Source organism: Pseudomonas sp. Q12-87, from assembly GCF_001269755.1.
Classification (GTDB): Bacteria; Pseudomonadota; Gammaproteobacteria; order Pseudomonadales; family Pseudomonadaceae; genus Aquipseudomonas; species Aquipseudomonas fluorescens_S.
The window spans coordinates 1-23,665 of sequence record NZ_LHVI01000003.1 but is presented as its reverse complement, the minus strand read 5'-3'; the positions used below and the strand labels follow the sequence as shown (position 1 = coordinate 23,665).

22 protein-coding genes and 2 pseudogenes are annotated in these 23,665 nt (G+C 61.2%); 18 read left to right on the top strand and 6 right to left on the bottom strand.

Features of this window, described 5'->3' with window-relative positions; all coding sequences use genetic code 11:
* Window positions 1-3: 3 nt before the first annotated feature.
* The 3 genes and pseudogenes from dut to argB all read left to right on the top strand — a co-directional run bounded on the left by dut (window position 4) and on the right by argB (window position 3,048).
* Complete coding sequence (gene dut, locus AD663_RS00930; protein ID WP_003177269.1) at window positions 4-459, top strand: dUTP diphosphatase; 456 nt, start codon at window positions 4-6, stop codon at window positions 457-459.
* 252 nt (window positions 460-711) lie between these two features.
* Window positions 712-2,115 (top strand): annotated as a pseudogene (locus AD663_RS00925) (phosphomannomutase/phosphoglucomutase); the annotation flags it as partial.
* Window positions 2,116-2,142: 27 nt separating this feature from the next.
* Complete coding sequence (gene argB, locus AD663_RS00920; RefSeq protein ID WP_003177267.1) at window positions 2,143-3,048, top strand: acetylglutamate kinase; 906 nt, start codon at window positions 2,143-2,145, stop codon at window positions 3,046-3,048.
* A gap of 183 nt (window positions 3,049-3,231) precedes the next feature.
* Here the strand turns inward: argB and pyrE are convergent, their stop codons facing one another.
* Window positions 3,232-3,876: an orotate phosphoribosyltransferase gene (gene pyrE / locus AD663_RS00915; RefSeq protein WP_003177266.1), complete on the bottom strand. Its 645-nt coding sequence runs from the start codon at window positions 3,874-3,876 to the stop codon at window positions 3,232-3,234.
* A gap of 83 nt (window positions 3,877-3,959) precedes the next feature.
* Here pyrE and AD663_RS00910 point away from each other — a divergent pair, with 83 nt between their 5' ends.
* Window positions 3,960-4,739, top strand: coding sequence for an exodeoxyribonuclease III (locus tag AD663_RS00910; RefSeq protein ID WP_003177265.1), 780 nt, complete (start codon window positions 3,960-3,962; stop codon window positions 4,737-4,739).
* Between the two features lie 72 nt (window positions 4,740-4,811).
* On the opposite strand, the gene gltS is transcribed toward AD663_RS00910, so the two are convergent.
* The 3 genes from gltS to rph form a co-directional block, all read right to left on the bottom strand.
* The gene (gene gltS, locus AD663_RS00905; protein WP_003177264.1) at window positions 4,812-6,020 is read right to left on the bottom strand and encodes a sodium/glutamate symporter; all 1,209 of its coding nucleotides are present in this window, start codon (window positions 6,018-6,020) and stop codon (window positions 4,812-4,814) included.
* 355 nt (window positions 6,021-6,375) lie between these two features.
* Window positions 6,376-6,744, bottom strand: coding sequence for a DUF4870 domain-containing protein (locus tag AD663_RS00900; RefSeq protein WP_003177263.1), 369 nt, complete (start codon window positions 6,742-6,744; stop codon window positions 6,376-6,378).
* Between the two features lie 30 nt (window positions 6,745-6,774).
* Entirely contained in the window at window positions 6,775-7,497 is a 723-nt protein-coding gene (rph, locus tag AD663_RS00895) for a ribonuclease PH (RefSeq protein ID WP_003177262.1), read from the bottom strand.
* A 262-nt stretch (window positions 7,498-7,759) separates the two neighbouring features.
* On the opposite strand from rph, the gene AD663_RS00890 reads away from it, so the two are divergent.
* The 6 genes from AD663_RS00890 to AD663_RS00865 all read left to right on the top strand — a co-directional run bounded on the left by AD663_RS00890 (window position 7,760) and on the right by AD663_RS00865 (window position 13,066).
* Window positions 7,760-8,623 (top strand): YicC/YloC family endoribonuclease, encoded by an 864-nt coding sequence (locus AD663_RS00890; protein ID WP_053213112.1) that lies wholly within the window; start codon window positions 7,760-7,762, stop codon window positions 8,621-8,623.
* Between the two features lie 12 nt (window positions 8,624-8,635).
* Complete coding sequence (gene gmk / locus AD663_RS00885; protein WP_053126561.1) at window positions 8,636-9,256, top strand: guanylate kinase; 621 nt, start codon at window positions 8,636-8,638, stop codon at window positions 9,254-9,256.
* A gap of 167 nt (window positions 9,257-9,423) precedes the next feature.
* A complete protein-coding gene (gene rpoZ / locus AD663_RS00880; protein ID WP_003177259.1) occupies window positions 9,424-9,687 on the top strand; it encodes a DNA-directed RNA polymerase subunit omega in 264 nt (87 codons plus the stop codon).
* 60 nt (window positions 9,688-9,747) lie between these two features.
* Window positions 9,748-11,853 carry a bifunctional GTP diphosphokinase/guanosine-3',5'-bis pyrophosphate 3'-pyrophosphohydrolase gene (gene spoT, locus AD663_RS00875; protein WP_003177258.1) on the top strand — a complete coding sequence of 702 codons (2,106 nt, stop codon included), beginning with the start codon at window positions 9,748-9,750 and terminating at the stop codon, window positions 11,851-11,853.
* A gap of 36 nt (window positions 11,854-11,889) precedes the next feature.
* Window positions 11,890-12,270 carry a RidA family protein gene (locus AD663_RS00870; RefSeq protein ID WP_003177257.1) on the top strand — a complete coding sequence of 127 codons (381 nt, stop codon included), beginning with the start codon at window positions 11,890-11,892 and terminating at the stop codon, window positions 12,268-12,270.
* Between the two features lie 55 nt (window positions 12,271-12,325).
* A complete protein-coding gene (locus AD663_RS00865; protein ID WP_003177256.1) occupies window positions 12,326-13,066 on the top strand; it encodes a hypothetical protein in 741 nt (246 codons plus the stop codon).
* Between the two features lie 132 nt (window positions 13,067-13,198).
* On the opposite strand, the gene AD663_RS00860 is transcribed toward AD663_RS00865, so the two are convergent.
* The gene (locus AD663_RS00860) at window positions 13,199-14,056 is read right to left on the bottom strand and encodes an SDR family oxidoreductase (RefSeq protein ID WP_053213111.1); all 858 of its coding nucleotides are present in this window, start codon (window positions 14,054-14,056) and stop codon (window positions 13,199-13,201) included.
* Window positions 14,057-14,242: 186 nt separating this feature from the next.
* Here AD663_RS00860 and exbB point away from each other — a divergent pair, with 186 nt between their 5' ends.
* The 6 genes from exbB to AD663_RS00830 all read left to right on the top strand — a co-directional run bounded on the left by exbB (window position 14,243) and on the right by AD663_RS00830 (window position 21,247).
* On the top strand, window positions 14,243-15,244 hold the full coding sequence (gene exbB, locus AD663_RS00855) for a tonB-system energizer ExbB (RefSeq protein ID WP_003177254.1): 1,002 nt from the start codon (window positions 14,243-14,245) through the stop codon (window positions 15,242-15,244).
* Between the two features lie 6 nt (window positions 15,245-15,250).
* Window positions 15,251-15,679: a TonB system transport protein ExbD gene (exbD, locus tag AD663_RS00850; RefSeq protein ID WP_053213110.1), complete on the top strand. Its 429-nt coding sequence runs from the start codon at window positions 15,251-15,253 to the stop codon at window positions 15,677-15,679.
* On the top strand, window positions 15,676-16,437 hold the full coding sequence (locus AD663_RS00845) for an energy transducer TonB (protein ID WP_053213109.1): 762 nt from the start codon (window positions 15,676-15,678) through the stop codon (window positions 16,435-16,437). The genes exbD and AD663_RS00845 overlap by 4 nt, the downstream gene beginning before the upstream one ends.
* Before the next feature lie 324 nt (window positions 16,438-16,761).
* Window positions 16,762-17,682 (top strand): hydrogen peroxide-inducible genes activator, encoded by a 921-nt coding sequence (locus AD663_RS00840; RefSeq protein ID WP_053213108.1) that lies wholly within the window; start codon window positions 16,762-16,764, stop codon window positions 17,680-17,682.
* A 9-nt stretch (window positions 17,683-17,691) separates the two neighbouring features.
* A complete protein-coding gene (gene recG, locus AD663_RS00835) occupies window positions 17,692-19,767 on the top strand; it encodes an ATP-dependent DNA helicase RecG (protein ID WP_053213107.1) in 2,076 nt (691 codons plus the stop codon).
* A 79-nt stretch (window positions 19,768-19,846) separates the two neighbouring features.
* Window positions 19,847-21,247 (top strand): aminoacyl-tRNA deacylase and HDOD domain-containing protein, encoded by a 1,401-nt coding sequence (locus AD663_RS00830; RefSeq protein ID WP_053213106.1) that lies wholly within the window; start codon window positions 19,847-19,849, stop codon window positions 21,245-21,247.
* 171 nt (window positions 21,248-21,418) lie between these two features.
* Here the strand turns inward: AD663_RS00830 and AD663_RS00825 are convergent, their stop codons facing one another.
* Window positions 21,419-21,799 carry a hypothetical protein gene (locus AD663_RS00825; RefSeq protein WP_003177246.1) on the bottom strand — a complete coding sequence of 127 codons (381 nt, stop codon included), beginning with the start codon at window positions 21,797-21,799 and terminating at the stop codon, window positions 21,419-21,421.
* 454 nt (window positions 21,800-22,253) lie between these two features.
* On the opposite strand from AD663_RS00825, the gene AD663_RS00820 reads away from it, so the two are divergent.
* Complete coding sequence (locus AD663_RS00820) at window positions 22,254-22,634, top strand: DUF6124 family protein (protein ID WP_003177245.1); 381 nt, start codon at window positions 22,254-22,256, stop codon at window positions 22,632-22,634.
* A gap of 880 nt (window positions 22,635-23,514) precedes the next feature.
* A pseudogene (locus AD663_RS00815) lies at window positions 23,515-23,665 on the top strand (IS4 family transposase); the annotation flags it as partial.

The window sequence follows — 23,665 nt, the reverse complement described above, 5'->3', positions numbered from 1 at the left end:
TTCATGCACGCCTTACAAGCCAAGATTCTCGACCCACGCATCGGCAACGAATTCCCGTTGCCACAGTACGCCACACCGGGCTCCGCCGGCCTCGACCTGCGGGCGATGCTCAAGCAGGACACAATCCTGGAGCCGGGCCAGACCCTGCTGATCCCCACCGGCCTGTCGATCTACATTGGCGACCCAGGCCTGGCCGCATTGATTTTGCCGCGCTCCGGCCTGGGCCATAAGCACGGCATCGTGCTGGGCAACCTGGTAGGCCTGATCGACTCCGATTACCAGGGCGAATTGATGGTGTCGTGCTGGAACCGCGGTCAAACAGCGTTCAACATCGCCGTAGGCGAGCGCATCGCGCAACTGGTGCTGGTTCCCGTGGTCCAGGCGCACTTCGAACTGGTCGAGGAATTCGACGAAAGCCAGCGCGGTGCTGGCGGTTTCGGGCATTCCGGTAGCCACTGATCCTGGCGCTCCAGGCCGGGTGCGTTGCCCGGCCTGTTTATTAAGCTTGTGTTTCAGGGCAAAAAATGCGCAATGGCTTTCTGCTAGGTTTCCCATCCGGAATCAATGTATTAGGCGAGGGCGATCGGGGTAACGCTGTCTCATGGCACTTTCCCACCACGAACTCTCTGTCAAAAACGCCGTCATACCCTTCAGCTTGAGCCTGCCGACGCTACCCGTCGGCCTGTCCAGTCATTTTCCTGATAGAGCGCCCCGCCCATGAACACCCCAGCCGCAATCGCCCCGATCTTCCCTGACAGCATCTTCCGCGCCTACGACATCCGCGGCGTGGTACCGGAAACTCTCACCGCCGAAACCGCCTACTGGATCGGCCGCGCCATTGGCTCCCAGAGCCTGGCCCAGGGTGAACCGAACGTGTCCGTTGGCCGCGATGGCCGCTTGTCCGGCCCCGAGCTGGTCGAACAATTGATCAAAGGCGTTGCCGACAGTGGTTGCCACGTCAGCGATGTGGGCCTGGTCCCGACACCGGCGCTGTACTACGCCGCCAACGTGCTGGCCGGCAAATCCGGGGTCATGCTCACCGGCAGCCACAACCCGTCGAACTACAACGGCTTCAAGATCGTCATCGCCGGCGACACCCTCGCCAACGAGCAGATCCAGGCCCTGCACACCCGCCTCAAGACCAATGACCTGAGCAGTGGCCAGGGCAGCGTGACCAAGGTCGATATCCTGGAACGCTACAACGACGAAATCGTCAAGGACGTGAAACTCGCCCGCCGCCTCAAAGTGGTGGTCGATTGCGGTAACGGCGCGGCTGGCGTCATTGCCCCGCAACTGATCGAAGCGCTTAATTGCGAAGTCATCCCCCTGTTCTGCGACGTCGACGGCAACTTCCCTAACCACCATCCGGACCCGGGCAAGCTGGAAAACCTGCAAGACCTGATCGCCAAGGTCAAGGAAACCAATGCCGACCTGGGCCTGGCTTTCGACGGCGACGGCGACCGCGTGGGCGTGGTGACGAATACCGGCAGCGTCGTGTTCCCGGACCGCCTGTTGATGCTGTTCGCCAAGGACGTGGTGGCGCGCAATCCTGACGCCGAAATCATCTTCGACGTTAAGTGCACCCGTCGCCTGGTGCCGCTGATCAAGGAATACGGCGGTCGTCCACTGATGTGGAAAACCGGTCATTCCTTGATCAAGAAAAAAATGAAACAGAGCGGCGCCCTGCTGGCCGGTGAAATGAGCGGCCACATTTTCTTCAAGGAGCGCTGGTTCGGTTTCGACGACGGCATCTACAGCGCCGCGCGCCTGCTGGAGATCCTCAGCAAGGAGCAATCGAGCGCCGAAGAGCTGTTCGCGACCTTCCCGAACGATATTTCTACGCCAGAAATCAATATCCATGTGACCGAAGAGAGCAAATTCAGCATCATTGATGCACTGCATGACGCTCAATGGGGCGAAGGCGCCGAACTCACCACCATCGATGGTGTACGGGTCGACTATCCCCAAGGCTGGGGCCTGGTTCGCGCATCCAACACCACACCGGTGCTGGTGCTGCGTTTCGAGGCTGACAACGAAGCTGAACTGCAGCGCATCAAGGATGTGTTCCACGCCCAACTCAAACGTGTCGCACCTGATCTCCAACTACCGTTTTGATTTTCTGACGTACCACCGGAGCCCTGAATGACCCTCGAACGCGAAGCCGCCGCCAATACCGCCAAGGTCCTGTCCGAAGCGTTGCCTTATATCCGACGCTACGTCGGTAAGACCCTGGTGATCAAATACGGCGGCAACGCGATGGAAAGCGAGGAGCTGAAGACCGGCTTCGCCCGCGACATCGTGCTGATGAAGGCCGTGGGCATCAACCCGGTGGTGGTGCATGGCGGCGGCCCGCAGATCGGTGATCTGCTCAAGCGGTTGTCCATCGAGAGCCACTTCATCGACGGCATGCGCGTCACCGATGCGCAGACCATGGATGTCGTGGAGATGGTCCTGGGCGGCCAGGTCAACAAGGACATCGTCAACCTGATCAACCGTCATGGCGGCAGCGCCATTGGCCTGACCGGCAAGGACGCCGAGTTGATCCGGGCGAAGAAACTCACCGTGACCCGCCAGACACCGGAGATGACCCAGCCGGAAATCATCGACATCGGCCAAGTGGGCGAAGTGGTCGGCATCAACACCGACCTGCTGAACCTGCTGGTCAAGGGCGACTTCATTCCGGTGATCGCGCCAATCGGTGTGGGCGCCAACGGCGAGTCCTACAACATCAACGCCGACCTGGTGGCCGGCAAGGTCGCCGAAGCACTGAAAGCTGAAAAGCTGATGCTGCTGACCAACATCGCCGGCCTGATGGACAAGTCAGGCAAAGTGCTGACCGGGCTGTCGACGCAACAGGTCGACGACCTGATCGCCGACGGCACCATCTATGGCGGCATGCTGCCGAAGATCCGTTGCGCACTGGAAGCGGTACAGGGTGGGGTTGGCAGCTCGCTGATCATCGATGGGCGGGTACCGAACGCGATCCTGCTGGAGATCTTCACCGATACCGGCGTGGGTACGTTGATCAGCAATCGCAAGCGTCCGTAAGCAATACCTGCAAAAAGACCCCGCTCAACCTGGTTGAGCGGGGTCTTTTTTTATTATTCGTTCAGATGAAGCTTTTGTGGCGAGGGAGCTTGCTCCCGCTGGGCTGCGCAGCGGCCCCGACATCTGCGGTCGCTACGCAACCAAGCGGGAGCAAGCTCCCTCACCACAGGAGTCACAAGCCGGTCACACACCAAACCGAGCGCGATAAGCCTCGACCGCTGGCAAATGCTGCTTGAGTTGCGGATCGTCGGCCAAAAACTCCAGCACCTGGTTCAGCGAAACGATGCTGATCACCGGAATGCCGAAGTCGCGCTCCACTTCCTGGATTGCCGACAGCTCGCCGTTACCGCGCTCCTGACGATTCAGGGCGATCAGCACGCCGGCGGCCTTGGCGCCGTCCTGGGAGCCGATGATCTGCATGACTTCACGGATGGCAGTGCCGGCGGTGATGACGTCGTCGATGATCAGCACTTCACCGGTCAGAGGCGCGCCCACCAGGCTGCCGCCTTCACCATGGGCCTTGGCTTCCTTGCGGTTGAAGCACCATGGCAGGTCGCGGCCGTGGTGTTCAGCCAGAGCCACGGCAGTGGTGGCTGCCAGCGGGATGCCTTTGTAGGCCGGGCCGAACAGCACATCGAACGCAATACCGCTCTCGACGATGGCCGCCGCATAGAAACGGCCCAGCTGCGCCAGGGCGGTTCCGCTGTTGAACAGGCCGGCATTGAAGAAGTACGGGCTGGTGCGTCCCGACTTGAGGGTGAACTCACCGAAGCGCAAAACGCCGCGATCGATGGCAAAGCGAATGAAATCGCGCTGATACGCCTGCATGAAAAAAAGCCTCAAATACCGCGGATTTAGCTAAATAGGTACACGGCGTGTATCATACACGCACGTGATTTTTGGGGCCATTTATGCGGATCATCAGTGTGAACGTCAATGGTATTCAGGCTGCAGTGGAGCGTGGTTTGCTCAGTTGGCTGCAAGCACAGAATGCCGACGTCATCTGCCTGCAGGACACCCGCGCCTCCGCCTTTGAACTGGACGATGCAGCCTTCCAACTGGATGGTTACTTCCTTTACGCCTGCGATGCCGAAGTCCCCGCCCAGGGTGGCGTGGCTTTGTACTCGCGGCTGCAACCGAAGGCTGTCATCAACGGTCTCGGTTTCGAGACGGCGGACCGCTACGGGCGCTACCTGCAAGCCGATTTCGACAAGGTCAGCATCGCGACCTTACTGCTCCCTTCGGGGCAGAACGGCGATGAAGATTTGAATCAGAAATTCAAGTTGATGGACGACTTCGCCCGTTACCTGGATAAGCAGCGGCGCAAACGTCGCGAGTACATCTATTGTGGCTCGCTGTACGTGGCGCAACAGAAGCTGGATATCAAGAACTGGCGCGACAGCCAGCAATCCCCAGGCTTCCTGGCGCCGGAACGGGCCTGGATGGATGAGATCGTTGGCAACATGGGATATGTCGACGCCCTGCGCGAAGTCAGCCGCGAAGGCGATCAGTACAGCTGGTGGCCAGACAACGAGCAGGCCGAGATGCTCAACCTCGGCTGGCGTTTCGACTACCAGCTGCTGACCCCCGGCCTGCGCCGTTTCGTACGCAGCGCTCGCCTGCCGCGCCAGCCACGGTTCTCGCAGCATGCGCCGCTGATCGTTGATTACGACTGGACGCTGACGATCTAAAACGCCGTCAATGGGTACCAACCGGTCAAGAATGCCCGCCTCGCAGGAGGCGGGCTTTTTTATGCCTGGAAATCAAGCCGCGGCAAGAAACGGCAGGGCCAGGTACAGCTTGATCACGATGACATTAATGATATCGATGAAAAAAGCGCCCACCATCGGTACTACCAGAAAGGCGATCTGCGAAGGTCCGTAGCGTTGAGTGACCGCCTGCATGTTAGCGATGGCCGTCGGCGTCGCCCCCAACCCAAAACCGCAGTGCCCCGCCGCCAATACCGCCGCGTCGTAATGGCTGCCCATGAGCCTGAAGGTCACGAAGATCGCGAACAGTGCCATGACCAGGGTCTGTGCAGCCAGGATGATGAAGAACGGCAAGGCCAGTGACGCCAGGTCCCACAACTTGAGTGACATCAAGGCGATCGCCAGGAACAGCGACAAGCTGACGTTGCCAAGCACCGAGACTTCGCGCTCAAACACCTGGTACAAGCCCAGCGCCGCAAGTCCATTGCGCAGGACCACCCCCACGAACAAGACGCAAACGAACGTCGGCAACTCGAATGCGGTTCCGTGGAGCTGCCCATTCAAAAGAGAGCCCGCCAGGAGGCTGACCGCGATCAGGGCGAGCGTCTCGATAAACGAAACCGGCGTTATCGAGCGTTCTTTGTTCGGCTGCTCGAAACCCTTGGGTGCTCGTGGCTTTTCCGGCTCAAGGCAGCCGGGCACCTGAACACGCTTGACCAGCAGGCGAGCGACCGGCCCACCGATCAGGCCGCCCAACACCAAGCCGAACGTCGCAGAGGCCATCGCTAGCTCGGAAGCGGAGGCCACGCCGTATGTCTCACTGAACAATGTCCCCCAGGCAGCGCCTGTACCGTGACCACCGGCCAAGGTAATCGAGCCGGTAAGCAGGCCCATCAGGGGATCGAGCCCCAACGCCTTGGCGAGCCCGATGCCCATGGCATTCTGGACCAACAGCAGGCCGGTGACCGCCAGTACGAACACACCCACTACGCGCCCGCCTTTCTTCAGGCTGGCAAAGTCTGCGCTCAGGCCAATCGTGGCGAAAAACGCCAGCATCAAGGGTGTCTGCAATGAAGTGTCAAATCGGACTTCAATTTCAAGCCCTCGCAAACACAAGAGGATCAAGGCAACCACCAGCCCGCCTGCTACAGGTTCGGGGATATTGTAGGCGCGTAGAAAACCAACACGGGTAACGAGTCCGCGCCCCAGCAAAAGTACTAAAGAGGCGGCGACAAGTGTTCCGTAGAAATCAAGCTCAAACATGCTGTTTATCTTTTTGAATATATATTCAGGGGCGAACTTTTTACCTGGACACGCCTCTTGAACAGGTTGAGTTCTCAACACTGATTTGCTTTGAATTCAAGGACCTTCAATGGTCTGAATATATCGAAATATTTCTGAACAAATATAACTTGGGGCAACTTTAGCAATCGGCGAGACTCGATGCCAAGCGCCTAGGGCGCACTGAAACCCTGCAGTTGTGACTGGAAGTGTAAGAATGATAAATATATGCGCACAGTAACGATTTACGTAACTGTGCCGAGCATAGTAAGAAAGACTAAGTGCTCAAAGCAAAATGCCCCGAATATCGGGGCATTTTTTATCACCGTACTGATCGTTATTTAACCAATCGCCAGGTAAACGGATACCGATACGGCTGCCCTTCGCCTGCCTTCACCCCGCCGATGATGGTCAGCACCAGCGCACCGATGGCCACCAGGCCGAACAGGAAAAAGCCAATCACCACAATCATCAACAACAGGCAGATGGCCGAGGCAATCGCCACGGTAATCTGGAAATTCAGCGCTTCCTTGCCCTGGGCATCGATAAACGGGTCGGTTTCACGCTTGAGCTGCCAGAGCACCAACGGCCCGATCAGCGTACCGAACGGGATCCAGATTCCCAACAAGGCCGACAAGTGACAAAACATCGCCCATTGACGCGCCTCCTTGCTGGGTTGGGGCAGTAGGACTTGCTCATCACTCATGACAGTCTCCTTGTCTGAAGCGCGAAACAATCAGTCAGCCAATGCGGCCTTTTGCAATTCGAAAATCTCGTTCATGCCTTTCTTCGCCAGCTCCAGCATAGCGTTCAATTCTTCCGGCTGGAACGGCGCACCTTCGGCAGTGCCCTGGACTTCAATGAAGCCGCCAGCGCTGGTCATGACCACGTTCAGGTCGGTCTCGGCCGCAGAGTCTTCCAGATAATCCAGGTCCAGCACAGGCTCGCCCTGGTACATGCCCACGGACACCGCAGCGATCATTTGCTTGAGCGGATCGCCGCCCTTGAGGCCGCCACGTTTCTTGATCACTTTCAGGGCGTCGACCAGCGCAACCATGGCGCCGGTGATGGACGCCGTGCGGGTGCCGCCGTCGGCCTGGATCACGTCGCAATCGACATACAGGGTCACGTCACCCAACTTGGACATGTCCAGCGCGGCGCGCAGCGAACGGCCGATCAGACGCTGGATTTCCAGGGTGCGGCCGCCTTGCTTGCCACGGCTTGCCTCACGCTGGTTCCGCTCGCCGGTGGCACGCGGCAGCATGCCGTACTCGGCCGTCAGCCAGCCTTGGCCCTGGCCCTTGAGGAACCGTGGCACGCCATTTTCGACGCTGACGGTGCAGATGACCTTGGTATCACCGAATTCGACCAGTACGGATCCCTCGGCGTGTTTGGTGTAGTTGCGGGTAATGCGGATCGAGCGGAGCTGATCGGCAGCGCGACCACTTGGACGTTTCATAGGGAATACCTGTACTGAGGACTGAAAACTGCCGAGCATTATAGAGCCGTGAACCCCCGGAGGGCAGTTCTAATGTACCGGCACGACGAGCGAGCCCCCTCAAAGGCCCGGCCGACGGGCAACAGCGCTTTGTCGCATGCACGGTTTGGGGCACGCCTCGCACTGCGCTACAATCCTGCGCCTTTGCTGCCCTTGGGCTTTTATTTACAGATACCAGGCCCACGACGACACGTTGTGCCGGCCTGCATTGCGAGGAACCTCCATGGTGCACAGCATGACCGCCTTCGCCCGGGTCGAGAGAGCCGGCGCCCAAGGCACGCTGAGCTGGGAACTGCGCTCGGTCAATAGCCGCTACCTGGAGCCGCACCTGCGCCTGCCCGAGTCCTTTCGCGACCTCGAAGGCGGCGTGCGTGAAGCACTGCGCCAGGGCCTGTCCCGGGGCAAATTGGAATGCACCCTGCGCTTCACCGAAGAAAGCACCGGCAAGACCCTGCAGATAGACCGCGAACGCGCCGCGCAACTGGTGGCCGCCGCCGAAACCGTCGCCAGCCTGATCAAGAACCCTGCCGCCCTGAACCCGCTGGAAGTCCTGGCCTGGCCCGGCGTGCTGGTGGGTGATGCGAGCGACCCGCAAGCGCTGAACGCCGAGGCGCTGGCGCTGTTCAACCAGGGCTTGAAAGAACTCAAGGCCGGTCGTGAACGTGAAGGCGCGGAGCTGGCCCGGCTGATCGACGAGCGTCTGACCTCCATCGAAGGAGACGTCAGCACCCTGCGCGAGCTGGTCCCGCAGATGCTTGCCACCCAGCGCCAGAAAGTCCTCGATCGCTTCGCCGACATGAAGGCCGAGCTGGACCCCCAACGCCTGGAACAGGAAATGGTCATGCTCGCGCAAAAAAGCGACGTGGCCGAAGAGCTGGATCGCCTGAGCACCCACATCATCGAAGTTCGCCGGGTGCTCAAGTCCGGCGGTGCGGCCGGTCGCCGCCTGGACTTCCTGATGCAGGAGCTCAACCGCGAAGCCAATACACTGGGCTCCAAAGCCTTCGACCCGCGCAGCACCCAGGCTGCGGTCAACCTCAAGGTGTTGATCGAGCAAATGCGCGAACAAGTGCAGAACATTGAGTAAGGCTAACCCGACATGACCCACAGCACCGGTACTCTCTACATCATTTCCGCGCCCTCGGGCGCCGGCAAGACCAGCCTGGTCAAGGCACTGATCGACGCTGAACCGCAGATCCGCGTCTCGGTCTCGCACACCACCCGCGCCATGCGCCCGGGCGAAGTCAACGGGGTGAACTATCACTTCGTCGACCGCGAGGAGTTCGTGAAAATGGCCGAGCACGGCGACTTCCTGGAGCGCGCCGAAGTCTTCGGCAACCTCTATGGCACTTCGCAAAGCTATTTGCAGCAGACACTCGACGAGGGCCACGACCTGATCCTGGAAATCGACTGGCAAGGCGCCGAACAAGTGCGCAAGCTGATGCCCCAGGCTCGCTCGATCTTCATCCTGCCGCCAAGCCAGCAGGCCTTGCGCCAGCGCCTGACCAACCGCGGCCAGGACAGTGACGAAATCATCGAAGGCCGGATGCGCGAAGCGGTCAGCGAAATGAGCCACTACGTTGACTACGATTACCTGATCATCAACGATGATTTTGCCCACGCACTGGACGACCTGAAGGCGATTTTCCGCGCCAGTCAGCTGCAGCAGAAACGCCAGCAGCAACGTTTCGGTAAATTATTGGCCGAATTGTTGGGCTGAAGAGCCCTTCCCAAAACCGCTGCGACGGCTTTACATTGGTACTCGCAGCGCGCCGAGGGGTTTGGTTAAAAAATCAGCGCTTCCCTAAACGCTGGTGTTTTTTTAAACTGTCGAGTCCGCTCGCCCAACCGGGCAGCGCGCATATTGCATTCGCTCCGAGGAATACCATGGCCCGCGTAACCGTTGAAGACTGCCTAGAACACGTGGAAAACCGCTTTGAGCTGGTCATGCTCTCTACCAAGCGTGCCCGTCAACTGGCTACCGGTGGCAAAGAGCCGTTGGTCCAGTGGGAAAACGACAAGCCTACCGTCGTAGCGCTGCGTGAAATCGCCGAAGGCCTGATGAGCTACGAGTTCATCGCCAACGCTGAAATCGTCGAAGACGAACCGCTGTTCGCAGCGTTCGAGGACGAGTCCAACGAGGCGGTCTAAGCCTATGCCTGGTCGACGTAGCACGGCGCGGGGTCACAGCAGACGGCAGGAGTCATCATCATGCCGAGCATAGACGCCCTCGCCGATCGCTTATCGGCCTACCTCGGCACGGACCAGGTCAACCTGGTCCGCCGAGCCTATTTCTACGCCGAACAAGCCCACGACGGCCAACGCCGCCGTAGCGGCGAGGCGTACGTCACGCACCCCCTTGCGGTGGCGAACATTCTTGCCGACATGCACATGGACCATCAGAGCCTGATGGCGGCGATGCTGCATGACGTGATCGAAGACACCGGCATTGCCAAGGAAGCGCTGCAAGCGCAGTTCGGCGAAACCGTGGCCGAACTGGTCGACGGCGTCAGCAAGCTGACCCAGATGAACTTCGAGACCAAGGCCGAGGCCCAGGCCGAGAACTTCCAGAAAATGGCCATGGCCATGGCTCGCGACATCCGCGTGATCCTGGTCAAGCTCGCCGACCGCCTGCACAACATGCGCACCCTGGAAGTACTCTCCGGCGAAAAACGCCGGCGCATCGCCAAGGAAACCCTGGAAATCTATGCGCCCATCGCCAACCGCCTGGGCATGCACGCGATCCGCATCGAGTTCGAAGACCTCGGCTTCAAGGCCATGCACCCGATGCGTTCGGCGCGGATCAACCAGGCCGTCAAGCGCGCCCGGGGCAACCGCAAGGAAATCGTCAACAAGATCGAAGAGTCCCTGAGCCATTGCCTGGCCATCGACGGCATCGAAGGCGAAGTCAGCGGCCGACAGAAACACCTCTACGGCATCTACAAGAAAATGCGCGGCAAGCGTCGGGCCTTCAACGAGATCATGGACGTCTACGCGTTCCGGATCATCGTCGACAAGGTCGATACCTGCTACCGCGTACTGGGTGCTGTGCATAACTTGTACAAACCGTTACCGGGACGCTTCAAGGACTACATCGCGATTCCCAAGGCCAACGGCTACCAATCGCTGCATACCACGCTGTTCGGCATGCATGGTGTACCGATCGAAATCCAGATCCGTACCCGTGAAATGGAAGAGATGGCCAACAATGGCATCGCCGCCCACTGGCTCTACAAGTCCAGCGGCGACGAACAGCCCAAGAGCACCCACGCCCGGGCCCGGCAGTGGGTCAAGGGTGTGCTGGAGATGCAGCAGCGCGCCGGTAACTCCCTGGAATTCATTGAAAGCGTCAAGATCGACCTGTTCCCGGACGAGGTCTACGTCTTCACGCCCAAGGGTCGGATCATGGAGTTGCCCAAGGGCTCCACGGCCGTGGATTTCGCCTATGCGGTGCACACCGACGTGGGCAACAGCTGCATCGCGTGCCGGATCAATCGCCGCCTGGCGCCGCTGTCCGAACCGTTGCAAAGCGGTTCTACGGTGGAGATCGTCAGCGCGCCCGGCGCCCGCCCGAACCCGGCATGGCTAAATTTCGTGGTCACCGGCAAGGCCCGCACGCACATCCGCCATGCCTTGAAACTGCAACGCCGCTCCGAATCCATCAGCCTGGGCGAACGCCTGCTGAACAAGGTACTGAACGGTTTCGACAGTTCGCTGGACAAGATCCCCGCCGAGCGTGTGCAGGTGATGCTCACCGAATACCGCCTCGAACTGATCGAAGACCTGCTCGAAGACATCGGCCTGGGCAATCGCATGGCCTACGTCGTTGCCCGTCGCCTGCTCGGCGAAGGCGAACAGTTGCCAAGCCCCGAAGGCCCGCTGGCGATTCGCGGTACCGAAGGCCTGGTGCTCAGCTACGCCAAATGCTGCACACCGATCCCGGGCGACCCGATTGTCGGCCACCTGTCCGCCGGTAAGGGGATGGTGGTGCACCTGGACAATTGCCGCAACATCAGCGAAATCCGTCACAACCCGGAAAAGTGCATCCAGCTCTCCTGGGCCAAGGATGTCACCGGCGAATTCAACGTCGAGCTGCGAGTCGAGCTGGAGCACCAGCGCGGCCTGATCGCCCTGCTGGCCAGCAGCGTCAACGCCGCCGACGGCAACATCGAGAAAATCAGCATGGACGAACGCGATGGCCGCATCAGCGTCGTCCAATTAGTGGTGAGCGTGCATGACCGCGTGCACCTGGCCCGCGTGATCAAGAAACTGCGTGCCCTGACCGGCGTTATCCGCATCACCCGGATGCGCGCGTAGCTCCTCGGGGAGCCAATTCATTACAAGGAGTCTTAAATGACCAAGACCGTTATCAACAGCGACAAGGCCCCAGCCGCCATCGGTACTTATTCACAGGCCATCAAGGCCGGCAACACCGTGTACATGTCGGGCCAGATCCCGCTGGACCCAAAAACCATGGAGCTGGTGGAAGGCTTCGAAGCCCAGACCGTGCAGGTGTTCGAGAATCTCAAGGCCGTGGCCGAAGCCGCCGGTGGTTCGTTCAAGGACATCGTCAAGCTGAACATCTTCCTCACTGACCTGAGCCACTTCGCCAAGGTCAACGAGATCATGGGCAAGTATTTCGACCAGCCTTACCCTGCCCGCGCCGCCATCGGCGTGGCGGCCCTGCCGAAGGGCTCGCAGGTTGAGATGGATGCCATCCTGGTCATCGAGTAACAAGGCCGGCGCAGCGTCCCCCGCTGCGCCGTTTTCGTTTTGAAAGGATTCCACCATGCGCAAAGCGCTTGCTCTCCCGCTGCTCGCCCTCCTCCTGGCCGGCTGCGCCAGCGACCCTGCCGACCGTGACATCAGCGGCACCTGGATCAATCAGGCCGCCATCGACGCCGCCGCCAAGGGCGGTCCGCTGCGCGAGGCGCTGCAGGGCTATGGCCCGAACCTGGAATGGGACGTCAACACCCGGGCCGGACAGGCGCGCTACACCAACGGTTTTGAAAACGTCGAAGGCAAATTGCTCGGCGAAGAAGACGGCGCCTGGAAAGTCGATTTCTACGGCAGCTCCGCCAGCGAACTCAAGCGCGACGGCGACCAGTTGAGCCAGGCCGCCACCGAAAACGAACCGCAACAGAATTTCGACCGCGCGCAGATCCAGGTACCGGAAGGCGCGCCAATCGGCGCCAGTTTCGAGCGAGCGCTGTACGCCGCCTACCTTGGCGGCACCTGGAATATCGTCAGCGGCCCCGGACAAGGCGCCACGGTGCAATTCCAGCCCGACGGCCAGATCAGCGGGTTGCCCGGCGCCGACCGTTACGCCTTGTGCCTGGCTGGCGATTGCGCCTCCATGAGCAGCGGCAACGACAACATCTGGCTGCAACAGAACGGCCAGGGCAACACCTGGATCTTCGCCCGCGACGGCAAGAAGCTGGAAATCTTCCAGACCGTCAACACGGCCCTGGCGGATGAAATGCCGTCGTTCGTGCAAGGCAATCGCCAATGGATGCTGGAGAAGCAGTAACCGGATTTTGAAGATCCCCCTGTGGGAGCGAGCCTGCTCGCGATAGCGGCGTAACAGTCAGCAGTGATGTTGAATGTTACGGCCTCATCGCGAGCAGGCTCGCTCCCACAGTTTGTTTTGGGGTGGCTGGAATCAGCAGCGCCCTTCAAGAATCGCCGCATATCCCTCACGAAAACTCGCATACCGCGGCGTCCAGCCCAGCCCCTTCGCCCGGGCGTTGCTGCAGCGTTTGCTGCCGGCGCGACGCACGCTGGCGTTTTCGGCCCATTGGGTGACGCCCATGTAGTCGCGCAGCCAGCCTACGACTTCGGCCAATGGCGCAGGGGCATCATCGACGCCGATATAGCAATCCTCCAGGGTCTTGCCCTGGCGATCGGCTTCCAACAGAAATGCCAGCAGGCCCGCCGCGTCGTCAGCGTGGATGCGGTTGGCATACAGGGGCGGGTCCTCTACCACGCTATAGCCCTGGCGCACCTGGCTCAGCAACCATTCTCGGCCCGGGCCATAGATGCCGGTCAGGCGCACACAGCTGGCCGGGACGCCGCTGTCGAGCGCCACTTGCTCGGCTTCAAGCATCAGCCGACCGGAGTAGCCACCGGCCACGGTGGGCGAGGTTTCATCGACCCACTCCCCTGCCTGTTGCCCATACACACTGCTGCTGGACACAAAAAGCAGCCGCTTGGGTTGTTGCCCGTGCTGCTTCAACCAGCCCAACACATGCTGCAACCCTTCGACATAAGCCGCGCGATAGCCCGCTTCGTCATGTTCGGTGGCCGCAGCGCTGTACACCAGGTAGTCCAGCGGACCGATGGGCCAATCGGCCGGGCATTGCTGGCTGAACAGGTCACCCACCACCCCGGCGACACCCGCCGGCAGCTTGGAAACCGTGCGGCGCATGCCATACACCTGCCAGTGCTGGGCCTGTAATTGGCTGGCCAGGCGACCGCCGATATCACCACAGCCGGCGATCAAAACAGAAGGCGCGGACATCAAAAACTCCTCTCGTAAAGCCGCAGACTAGCCCTCCCAAGGGATGAGCGGCTAGCGATGCAGGAAAAAAAGACACGCTATTACTGTTGCTAACAAGAATTACTTGCAATAATGCACGCCACTTTTGTTCTCGGCCCACGAGGCCTGGAAGAACATCAACCTTCTTTTCTCTCAGGTCCGGCCAGCATGAAACACTCTATATACCCCGCTTCGCCAACCCACCGACCTCGCGCCTGGGGCGCGGTAGCCGCTTTGCTGTTCAGCCTGTTGCTCGCGCCTTGCGCAGTGTTCGCTGACCAGGCCGCCGCTCCGGCAGCCGCCAATGAACCCGCAGCAAGCGCCACGCCGAACGTGCCACGCAATCCTGATGGGAGCGTCGATACGTCATCGCTCCCTCCAGAGGTCCAAAAGGCGCTGGCCGAGTTCGGCGAAGCCGCGAAGCAGATGGAAGCCGATCAACAGAAGGCCGACAACTCCTTGGGCATGGCCCACGACCTGTCGCCATGGGGCATGTACCAGAACGCCGATATTATCGTGAAGATCGTGATGATTGGCCTGGCCATCGCCTCGATCATCACCTGGACCATCTGGATCGCCAAAGGCTTCGAGTTGTTGGGAGCCAAGCGCCGCTTGCGTGGCGAGATCGCCGCCCTGAAAAAAGCCACCACCCTGAAGGAAGCCAGCGCCAGCGCCGCGAAAGAAGGCACTCTCGCCAACCTGCTGGTGCACGACGCGCTCGAAGAGATGCGCCTGTCGGCCAACAGCCGCGAGAAGGAAGGCATCAAGGAGCGGGTGAGCTTTCGCCTCGAACGCCTGGTCGCCGCTTGCGGTCGCAACATGAGCAGCGGTACCGGCGTGCTTGCCACCATCGGTTCCACCGCGCCGTTCGTCGGTCTGTTCGGCACCGTGTGGGGCATCATGAACAGCTTCATCGGCATCGCCAAGACCCAGACCACCAACCTCGCCGTCGTGGCCCCCGGCATTGCCGAAGCCCTGCTGGCAACGGCCCTGGGCCTGGTCGCGGCAATCCCCGCCGTGGTCATCTACAACGTTTTCGCTCGCTCCATTGCCGGTTACAAGGCGCAGGTTTCCGACGCCTCGGCCGAAGTCCTGCTGCTGGTCAGCCGCGACCTCGACCACCTGCCGCCCGAGCGTGGCTCGCAACCGCACATGGTGAAAGTGGGGTAACCGGCCATGGGCCTGCATTTGAAAGAAGGCGCAGACGACGATCTGGCCGAGAACCACGAAATCAACGTCACACCGTTCATCGACGTGATGCTGGTGCTGTTGATCATCTTCATGGTGGCCGCCCCGCTCGCCACCGTGGACGTCAAGGTCGACCTGCCTGCCTCGACGGCCAAGCCATCGCCGCGACCGGAGAAACCGGTGTTCCTCAGCGTCAAGGCTGATCAGCGACTGTTCTTGGGCGAAGATGAAGTCAAGACCGAAACCCTTGGCGCAACGCTTGATGCGCGGACCCAGGGCAAGAAAGACACGACGATCTTCTTCCAGGCCGATAAGGGCGTGGATTATGGCGACCTGATGAGCGTGATGGACGCCCTGCGTGGCGCCGGCTACTTGAAGGTCGGCCTGGTCGGACTCGAGACGGCGCCCAAGAAATGATCACGACGCGCCAAAAGCTGACGCGTTACAGCGGTAGCCTGGCCGTGGTGCTGGGCGTGCATGCGCTCGCCATCGCCCTGGCGCTGAACTGGACGTCCCGCCCGCCCATCGAGTTGCCTCCCCAGGCGATGATGGTCGAGCTGGCGCCGGTGCCAGCCCCGCCACCGCCCGCACCGCCAAAAGTCGTCACACCGCCGCAACCGCCCGAGCCGGTCGAAGAATTGCCGCTACCTAAACTCGCCGAGGCACCGGAGCCCGAAATTTCCGTGCCCAAGCCAGTCAAGCCAAAGCCCAAGCCTCAACCGCCCAAGCCAAAGCCAAAGCCGGAGGAGAAGAAGCCCGAGCCGCCGAAGGAACAGCCGTCCGAGCAAAAACCCAGCGACACCCCGCCGACCCAGGCACCGACGGAGAAATCCGCGCAGCCGGCCCCTGGCCCTTCCCCTGCGCAATCGGCGGCCAAGGCCAACTGGCAAGGCACGCTGCTGGCGCACTTGGCCAAGTACAAGAAGTACCCGCGCAGGGCCCAGCAGATGAACAAGGAAGGCACCAACCGCCTGCGTTTCGTGGTGGATGGGGAAGGTAATGTATTGTCCTTCCATCTGGTGGATGGATCCGGCACGGACTCCCTGGACCAGGCCACCCTGGACATGATCAAAAACGCCCAACCGTTGCCCAAGCCGCCGGCTGAGCTGCTCAGCAACGGCACTATCGAATTGACGGCACCGTTTGTTTATTCGATCGACAAGCGTCGGCGCTGATCGAACCTGGCAACCCGCTAGCAGGTGAATCCTGTGGCGAGGACGCTTGCTCCCGCTGGACTGCGCAGCAGGCCCTGACACGATCAACACGATCTGCCTGATACGGTGCATTCGCTGGTTTTGGGGCCGCTTCGCGGCCTAGCGGGAGCAAGCGCCCTCGCCACAATAAGTTCAACCGACAGAAAGGCATCGAAAGATGCCTTTTTCATCTCCGGCAGCACCCCATCAGACATTCGACAGTGTCACACCGCGCCTCCACTCTGATAACGTGCGTCTATCGATTGCAGCCGGTATGCTTGGCTCGCAACTTCACGGACGTCCGCCATGACCCTCACAGAATTACGCTACATCGTGACCCTCGCCCAAGAGCAGCATTTCGGCCATGCAGCCGAGCGTTGCCACGTCAGCCAGCCGACGCTGTCGGTGGGTGTGAAAAAGCTCGAGGACGAACTCGGCGTGCTGATTTTCGAGCGCAGCAAAAGCGCGGTGCGCCTGACGCCGGTCGGCGAAGGCATCGTGGCCCAGGCGCAAAAGGTATTGGAGCAGGCCCAGGGCATCCGTGAACTGGCCCAGGCCGGCAAGAACCAACTGACCGCCCCGCTGAAAGTCGGCGCGATCTACACCGTTGGCCCGTACCTGTTCCCGCACCTGATTCCGCAACTGCACCGGGTCGCCCCGCAGATGCCGTTGTATATCGAAGAAAATTTCACCCACGTGCTGCGCGACAAACTGCGCAACGGCGAGCTGGATGCGATCATCATCGCCCTGCCGTTCAACGAAGCCGATGTCCTGACGCTGCCGCTCTACGATGAGCCGTTCTACGTCCTGATGCCGGCCCAGCACCCGTGGACCCAGAAAAAAACCATCGACGCCGCCCTGCTCAACGACAAGAGCCTGCTGCTGCTCGGCGAAGGCCACTGTTTCCGCGACCAGGTGCTCGAAGCCTGCCCGACCCTGACCAAGGGCAGCGAAGGCGCCAAGCACACCACGGTGGAATCCAGCTCCCTGGAAACCATTCGCCACATGGTCGCCTCGGGCCTGGGCATTTCGATCCTGCCGCTGTCGGCGGTGGACAGCCACCACTATGCCCCAGGCGTGATCGAAGTCCGTCCGCTGACGCCACCGGTGCCATTCCGTACCGTGGCCATTGCCTGGCGCGCCAGTTTCCCGCGGCCCAAGGCCATCGAGATCCTCGCCGACTCGATCCGCCTGTGCTCCGTGGCCAAGCCGCCCACTGCCAAGTAAGCCGCGGCCATGACTGAGCTGTCGAAAGTGCCGGTCACGGCACTCAAGGGTGTCGGTGAAGCCATGGCCGAGAAAATGGCCAAGGTCGGCCTGGAAAACCTCCAGGACGTGCTGTTCCACCTGCCCCTGCGTTACCAGGATCGTACCCGCGTGGTGCCCATCGGCCATTTGCGCCCAGGGCAGGACGCGGTGATCGAGGGCACCGTCAGCGGCGCCGACGTGGTCATGGGCCGGCGCCGCAGCCTGGTGGTGCGACTGCAGGACGGCACCGGCGGGCTCAGCCTGCGTTTCTACCACTTCAGCAATGCGCAAAAGGAAGGCCTCAAGCGCGGCACCCGTGTGCGCTGCTACGGCGAGGCCCGGCCCGGGGCGTCGGGGCTGGAGATCTATCATCCGGAGTACCGCAGCATTACCGGTGACGAACCGCCGCCAGTGGACGAAACCCTGACGCCAGTCTATCCGCTCACCGAAGGCCTGACCCAACAGCGCCTGCGCCAGCTCTGCCAGCAGACCCTGACCCTGCTTGGCCCCAGCAGCCTGCCCGACTGGCTGCCCACGGAACTGGCCCGGGACTACCAATTGGCGCCATTGGCCGATGCGATCCGCTACCTGCACCATCCGCCCGCCGATGCCGATGTCGACGAACTCGCCCTCGGCCATCATTGGGCCCAGCATCGCCTGGCATTCGAGGAATTGCTGACTCATCAACTGTCTCAACAACGCCTGCGCGAAAGCCTGCGTTCACTGCGCGCCCCAGCCATGCCCAAGGCCAGCAAACTGCCGGCCCGCTACCTGGCCAACCTGGGTTTCACGCCCACCGGCGCCCAGCAACGGGTCGGCAACGAAATCGCCTACGACCTGAGCCAACCCGAACCGATGCTGCGCCTGATCCAGGGCGACGTCGGCGCCGGCAAGACCGTGGTCGCCGCCCTGGCCGCGCTCCAGGCACTGGAAGCGGGGTACCAAGTGGCGCTGATGGCGCCCACCGAGATTCTTGCCGAGCAGCACTTCATCACTTTCCAGCGCTGGCTCGAACCGCTGGGCATCGAAGTCGCCTGGCTCGCCGGCAAGCTCAAGGGCAAGAACCGCGCAGCCGCCCTGGCGCAAATCGCCGAAGGCGCCCCCATGGTCGTCGGCACCCACGCGTTGTTCCAGGACGAAGTGAAATTCAAGAACCTGGCGCTGGTGATCATCGACGAACAGCACCGCTTCGGCGTACAGCAACGCCTGGCCCTGCGACAGAAAGGCGTGGGCGGGCGGATGTGCCCGCATCAACTGATCATGACCGCCACGCCGATCCCGCGGACCCTGGCGATGAGCGCCTACGCCGACCTCGACACCTCGATCCTCGACGAACTGCCCCCGGGCCGCACGCCGGTCAACACCGTGCTGGTCACCGACACCCGGCGGGTCGAAGTGATCGAGCGCGTGCGCAGCGCCTGTGCCGAAGGGCGACAGGCTTATTGGGTGTGCACGCTGATCGAAGAGTCGGAAGAACTGACCTGCCAGGCAGCCGAAACCACCTATGAAGACCTCACCGCCGCCCTCGGCGAGCTGAAGGTCGGGCTGATCCACGGTCGCATGAAACCCGCCGAGAAAGCTGCCGTCATGGCCGAGTTCAAGGCCGGTGCCCTGCAATTGTTGGTCGCCACCACAGTGATCGAAGTGGGCGTCGATGTGCCCAACGCCAGCTTGATGATCATCGAGAACCCCGAGCGCCTGGGCCTGGCCCAATTGCACCAGCTGCGCGGCCGGGTGGGCCGGGGCAGCGCCGCCAGCCATTGCGTCCTGCTCTACCACCCGCCACTGTCCCAGATCGGCCGTCAGCGCCTGGGGATCATGCGCGAAACCAACGACGGTTTTGTCATCGCCGAAAAAGACCTCGAATTGCGCGGCCCCGGCGAAATGCTCGGCACGCGCCAGACCGGTCTGCTTCAATTCAAGGTGGCCGACCTGATGCGCGACGCCGATCTGCTGCCCGCCGTACGCGACGCAGCCCAGGCCCTGCTGGAGCGCTGGCCCGATCACGTCAGCCCGCTGTTGGACCGCTGGTTGCGCCATGGGCAGCAATACGGCCAAGTGTGAGCACACGCTCAGTTTTCAAGACCCGCCTACTGGACAAGCTGGTTATACTGATCAACTTGTAGGAAAACGGATACAGACCATGACAGAAGCTGCCCTCGTCCCAGAATCCCCGCACGCTCCGTCTGTAATTCGGCTGCTGCTCGAAAAACTGGGCATCGCCTTTGACGAAGTGCTTGAGCGACCTGGACTGAACGCTGCCCGCAAAGTGCAGGCCGTTCTGCTGCACGATGCGGTAGGCGCGCTCATGGTCCTGTTTCCACAAAGCCAACTGCTGGACCTCAATCGCCTGGCCGAGCTCACCGGCCGCAAGCTCACGGCAGTGCCTACCGAACGCCTGGAGCGCATGCTCGGCAAACACAACCTGAGCCTGCTGCCTGGCCTGCCGGCACTGACCAGCTCGCCTTGCCTGTACGAAGAAAGCCTGCTACGCGAACCGAAGCTGCTGATCAACTCCGGCGAGCCGGGACTGTTGCTCGAAGTCACCAGCGAAGCGTTCAAGACCATGCTCACCAAGGCCAGCGCCGCGACGTTCGGCGAGCCCGTAAGCAACATCACCCCCAACCTGGACCGCCCGCACGACGACCGCGCGGAAATCACCCAGGCTGTGCAAGCGTTCACCGCCCGGCGCATCCAACAGCGTCTGGAAGAAACCATCGAGATCCCGCCACTGGCGGAAACCGCGCAAAAAATCATCAAGCTGCGGGTCGACCCTGACGCCACCATCGATGACATCACCGGCGTCGTCGAAACCGACCCGGCCCTGGCCGCCCAAGTGGTGAGCTGGGCCGCCTCGCCGTACTACGCCTCGCCAGGCAAGATACGCTCGGTTGAAGACGCCATCGTCCGGGTCCTGGGTTTCGACCTGGTGATCAACCTGGCGCTGGGCCTGGCCCTAGGCAAGACCCTGAGCCTGCCCAAGGACCACCCGCAACACACCACGCCGTACTGGCAGCAATCGATCTACACCGCCGCAGTCATCGAAGGCCTGACCCGCGCCATGCCCCGCGCCCAGCGCCCCGAAGGCGGCCTGACCTACCTGTCGGGCCTGCTGCACAACTTCGGCTATCTGCTGCTGGCCCACGTGTTCCCGCCGCACTTCTCGCTGATCTGCCGGCACTTGGAAGTCAACCCGCACCTGTGCCACAGCTACGTGGAACAGCACCTGCTGGGCATCAGCCGCGAGCAGATCGGCTCATGGCTGATGCGCTACTGGGACATGCCCGACGAACTGGCCACCGCCCTGCGCTTCCAGCACGACCCGCACTACGACGGCGAATACGCGGCTTACCCGAACCTGGTATGCCTGGCCGTGCGCCTGCTGCGCTCGCGCGGTATCGGCTCCGGTCCGGACGAGGAGATTCCCGATGCCTTGCTCGAGCGCGTAGGCCTGTCTCGGGACAAGGTCAATGACGTGGTCAGTAAAGTGCTTGAGGCAGAAGTGCTGCTGCGCGAATTGGCTTCGCAGTTCAGCCACGGCTGAACCCGGCTCCGTGACAGGCGGATGAGCTCTGTGGCGAGGGAGCTTGCTCCCGCTCGGCTGCGCAGCAGTCGTAAAACCTGCCAACGCGGTCCGCCTGGAGGATCGCATCGACTCATTTGGGGCCGCTTCGCAGCCCAGCGGGAGCAAGCTCCCTCGCCACGGGGTTCTCGGCTAGGCCTTCTTGGCCTTTTTTGGCTTCAGGTACTTGGTCAGCCCCTGGAACCAGATCACCAGCGCCGGATTGCCCTTGATCTGGATCGACTTGTCCTGAATTCCCGTCATGAATGCCAGTTGCTTGTTCTTGGCCTGCATCGTGGCGAAGCCATAGGCGGCGTCCTTGAAGGCAATGGCGAAGGCAGGTTCTGGATAGGTACCGGACTGGCTGGTGATGCGCTGGTCCTTCACCTTGAAATGCCGCGCAACCTTGCCGTCCAGGGTTTGCAGTTGGAACACCAACTCCTTATCACCCAATTGCTGCTGAAACGCCGGATTCGTCCGGCTGGCCTTGCCCATCAATAACCCCAGCATCCACAGCAGAAAACGAAACTTCATGGGCACCGCCTCGAAAGAAAGATGAATAGCTGGCAGTTTAGCGATTCTTCGGCGGAACGCTATCATCGAATCGCTTTAGCGGAAGATGAATGGCTTTTCCTGCATGATGACTGCTAAGTCATGTTTTTCGAGACATGACTTCGGCCTTCAAGGTCCTAGGACATTTCCTTCAAAACGCCGGGCTTTCCGTGAACTAGGCAGGGCTCTAAAGCGCGGCTAACCTCTGATCGTCATCGCAAAAAACGGTGACACGGACGTGCAAGTCCGGATTGGTACGCAATTGTTCATGGCTATTGACCGAACATTTTTTTATGCTCGCGTCCGTTATGGCGATTGTGCGTGGGAGACCTTCGGGTCTGCCGGCGGTACCGGACCGGTCTTGCACACCTACGCACAGTTGCCACCTCTTCGAATGCAAGCGAAAGGACGGCAACCCCAACTCTGGTACTTACATATGGTCAAGCCAACACCCAATCCGCCAAAAAGCGGCCACAAATCACGCGTCGAAGCCCTCGAGGAAAAGAAGCTCGAAGACGCCGCCACCCGCGCCCTCGATTACTATCTCAAACCCCAACCCTCCCCGCCCGAACCCGACAAAAACCAGCTCTTCATCGTGTCCCCCCACATCGACACCGAAACGCTGCTCGCCAACGCCTCCGAAGACCTGCTCTCCATCAGCACCATCGCCGCCGACCTGGCTGACGACGTCGACGACTCACGCCGCTGCGTCGCCCTGGCGATCAGTCGCATGGCCGATGGGGTGCAGTTGTTGGTCGAACGGGCATTGGATCATCTGGAAACCAAGGGGATGGCAGCGCCTGACGCCAAGGGGTAGCGCTTGCATTGATGCAGGCTTAGCCGACGCCATCGCGAGCAAGCTCGCTCCCACAATTGGATCGGGTGCAACCGCAAGAGGTAGGCCGGCTACTAGGCCGCCTTCGCGAGCAGGCTCGCTCCCACAATTGGATCGGGTGCAATCGCAAGAGGTAGGCCGGCTACTAGGCCGCCTTCGCGAGCAGGCTCGCTCCCACAATTGGATCGGGTGCAACCGCAAGAGGCAGGCCGGCTACTAGGCCGCCTTCGCGAGCAGGCTCGCTCCCACAATTGGATCGGGTGCAACCGCAAGAGGTAGGCCGGCTACTAGGCCGCCTTCGCGAGCAGGCTCGCTCCCACAATTGGATCGGGTGCAACCGCAAGAGGTAGGCCGGCTACTAGGCCGCCTTCGCGAGCAGGCTCGCTCCCACAATGGATCGGAGTACGACACAGGAGACAGGCCGGCTATAAGGCCGCCTTCGCGGGCAAGCCCGCTCCCACAGGGATCGAGGTGCAGCCCAAGAAACAGGTCGGCTATAAGGCCGCCTCGGCGGGCTTTTGATCTGGGGCCCCGTTGACCACGCTGGCCGAACGCAGGCATTGCGCAGTGGGCATCCCGGCATGGATGCCGGGATAGCCGCGCTGGGTCATGGATGACCCTTCGCGGCGGGCCCACGGAGCAATGCCGGAGTTGAGGGCATGCCGAGCCGGAGCGAGGCACCGAGTGGTGGGGCAAGCCTTTTTTGCTTACTTTTTTTGGCGTCTGAAAAAAAGTAAGTCGCCGTAAGGGCCAGCCCTTTCAAGGTCTTTGATAAAATCCCGCAAAACTCCAGTCAGGGTGGACGAAAGCGATGTGGGCAGAGGTTCTAGCACGGTTTGAGAAAAAAGCACCGGCCAGTGTCATGACCAGAGTGATATTGGAGCAGGCTGTTCCTGCTGAATGGGTCGATCAGGTGTTCGAAGAACACCGTCAGCGGCAGTACCCACGTGAGCTTTTGTTTTCAACCATCGTTGAACTGATGTCCCTTGTTTCATTGGGCTTGCGACCCTCGC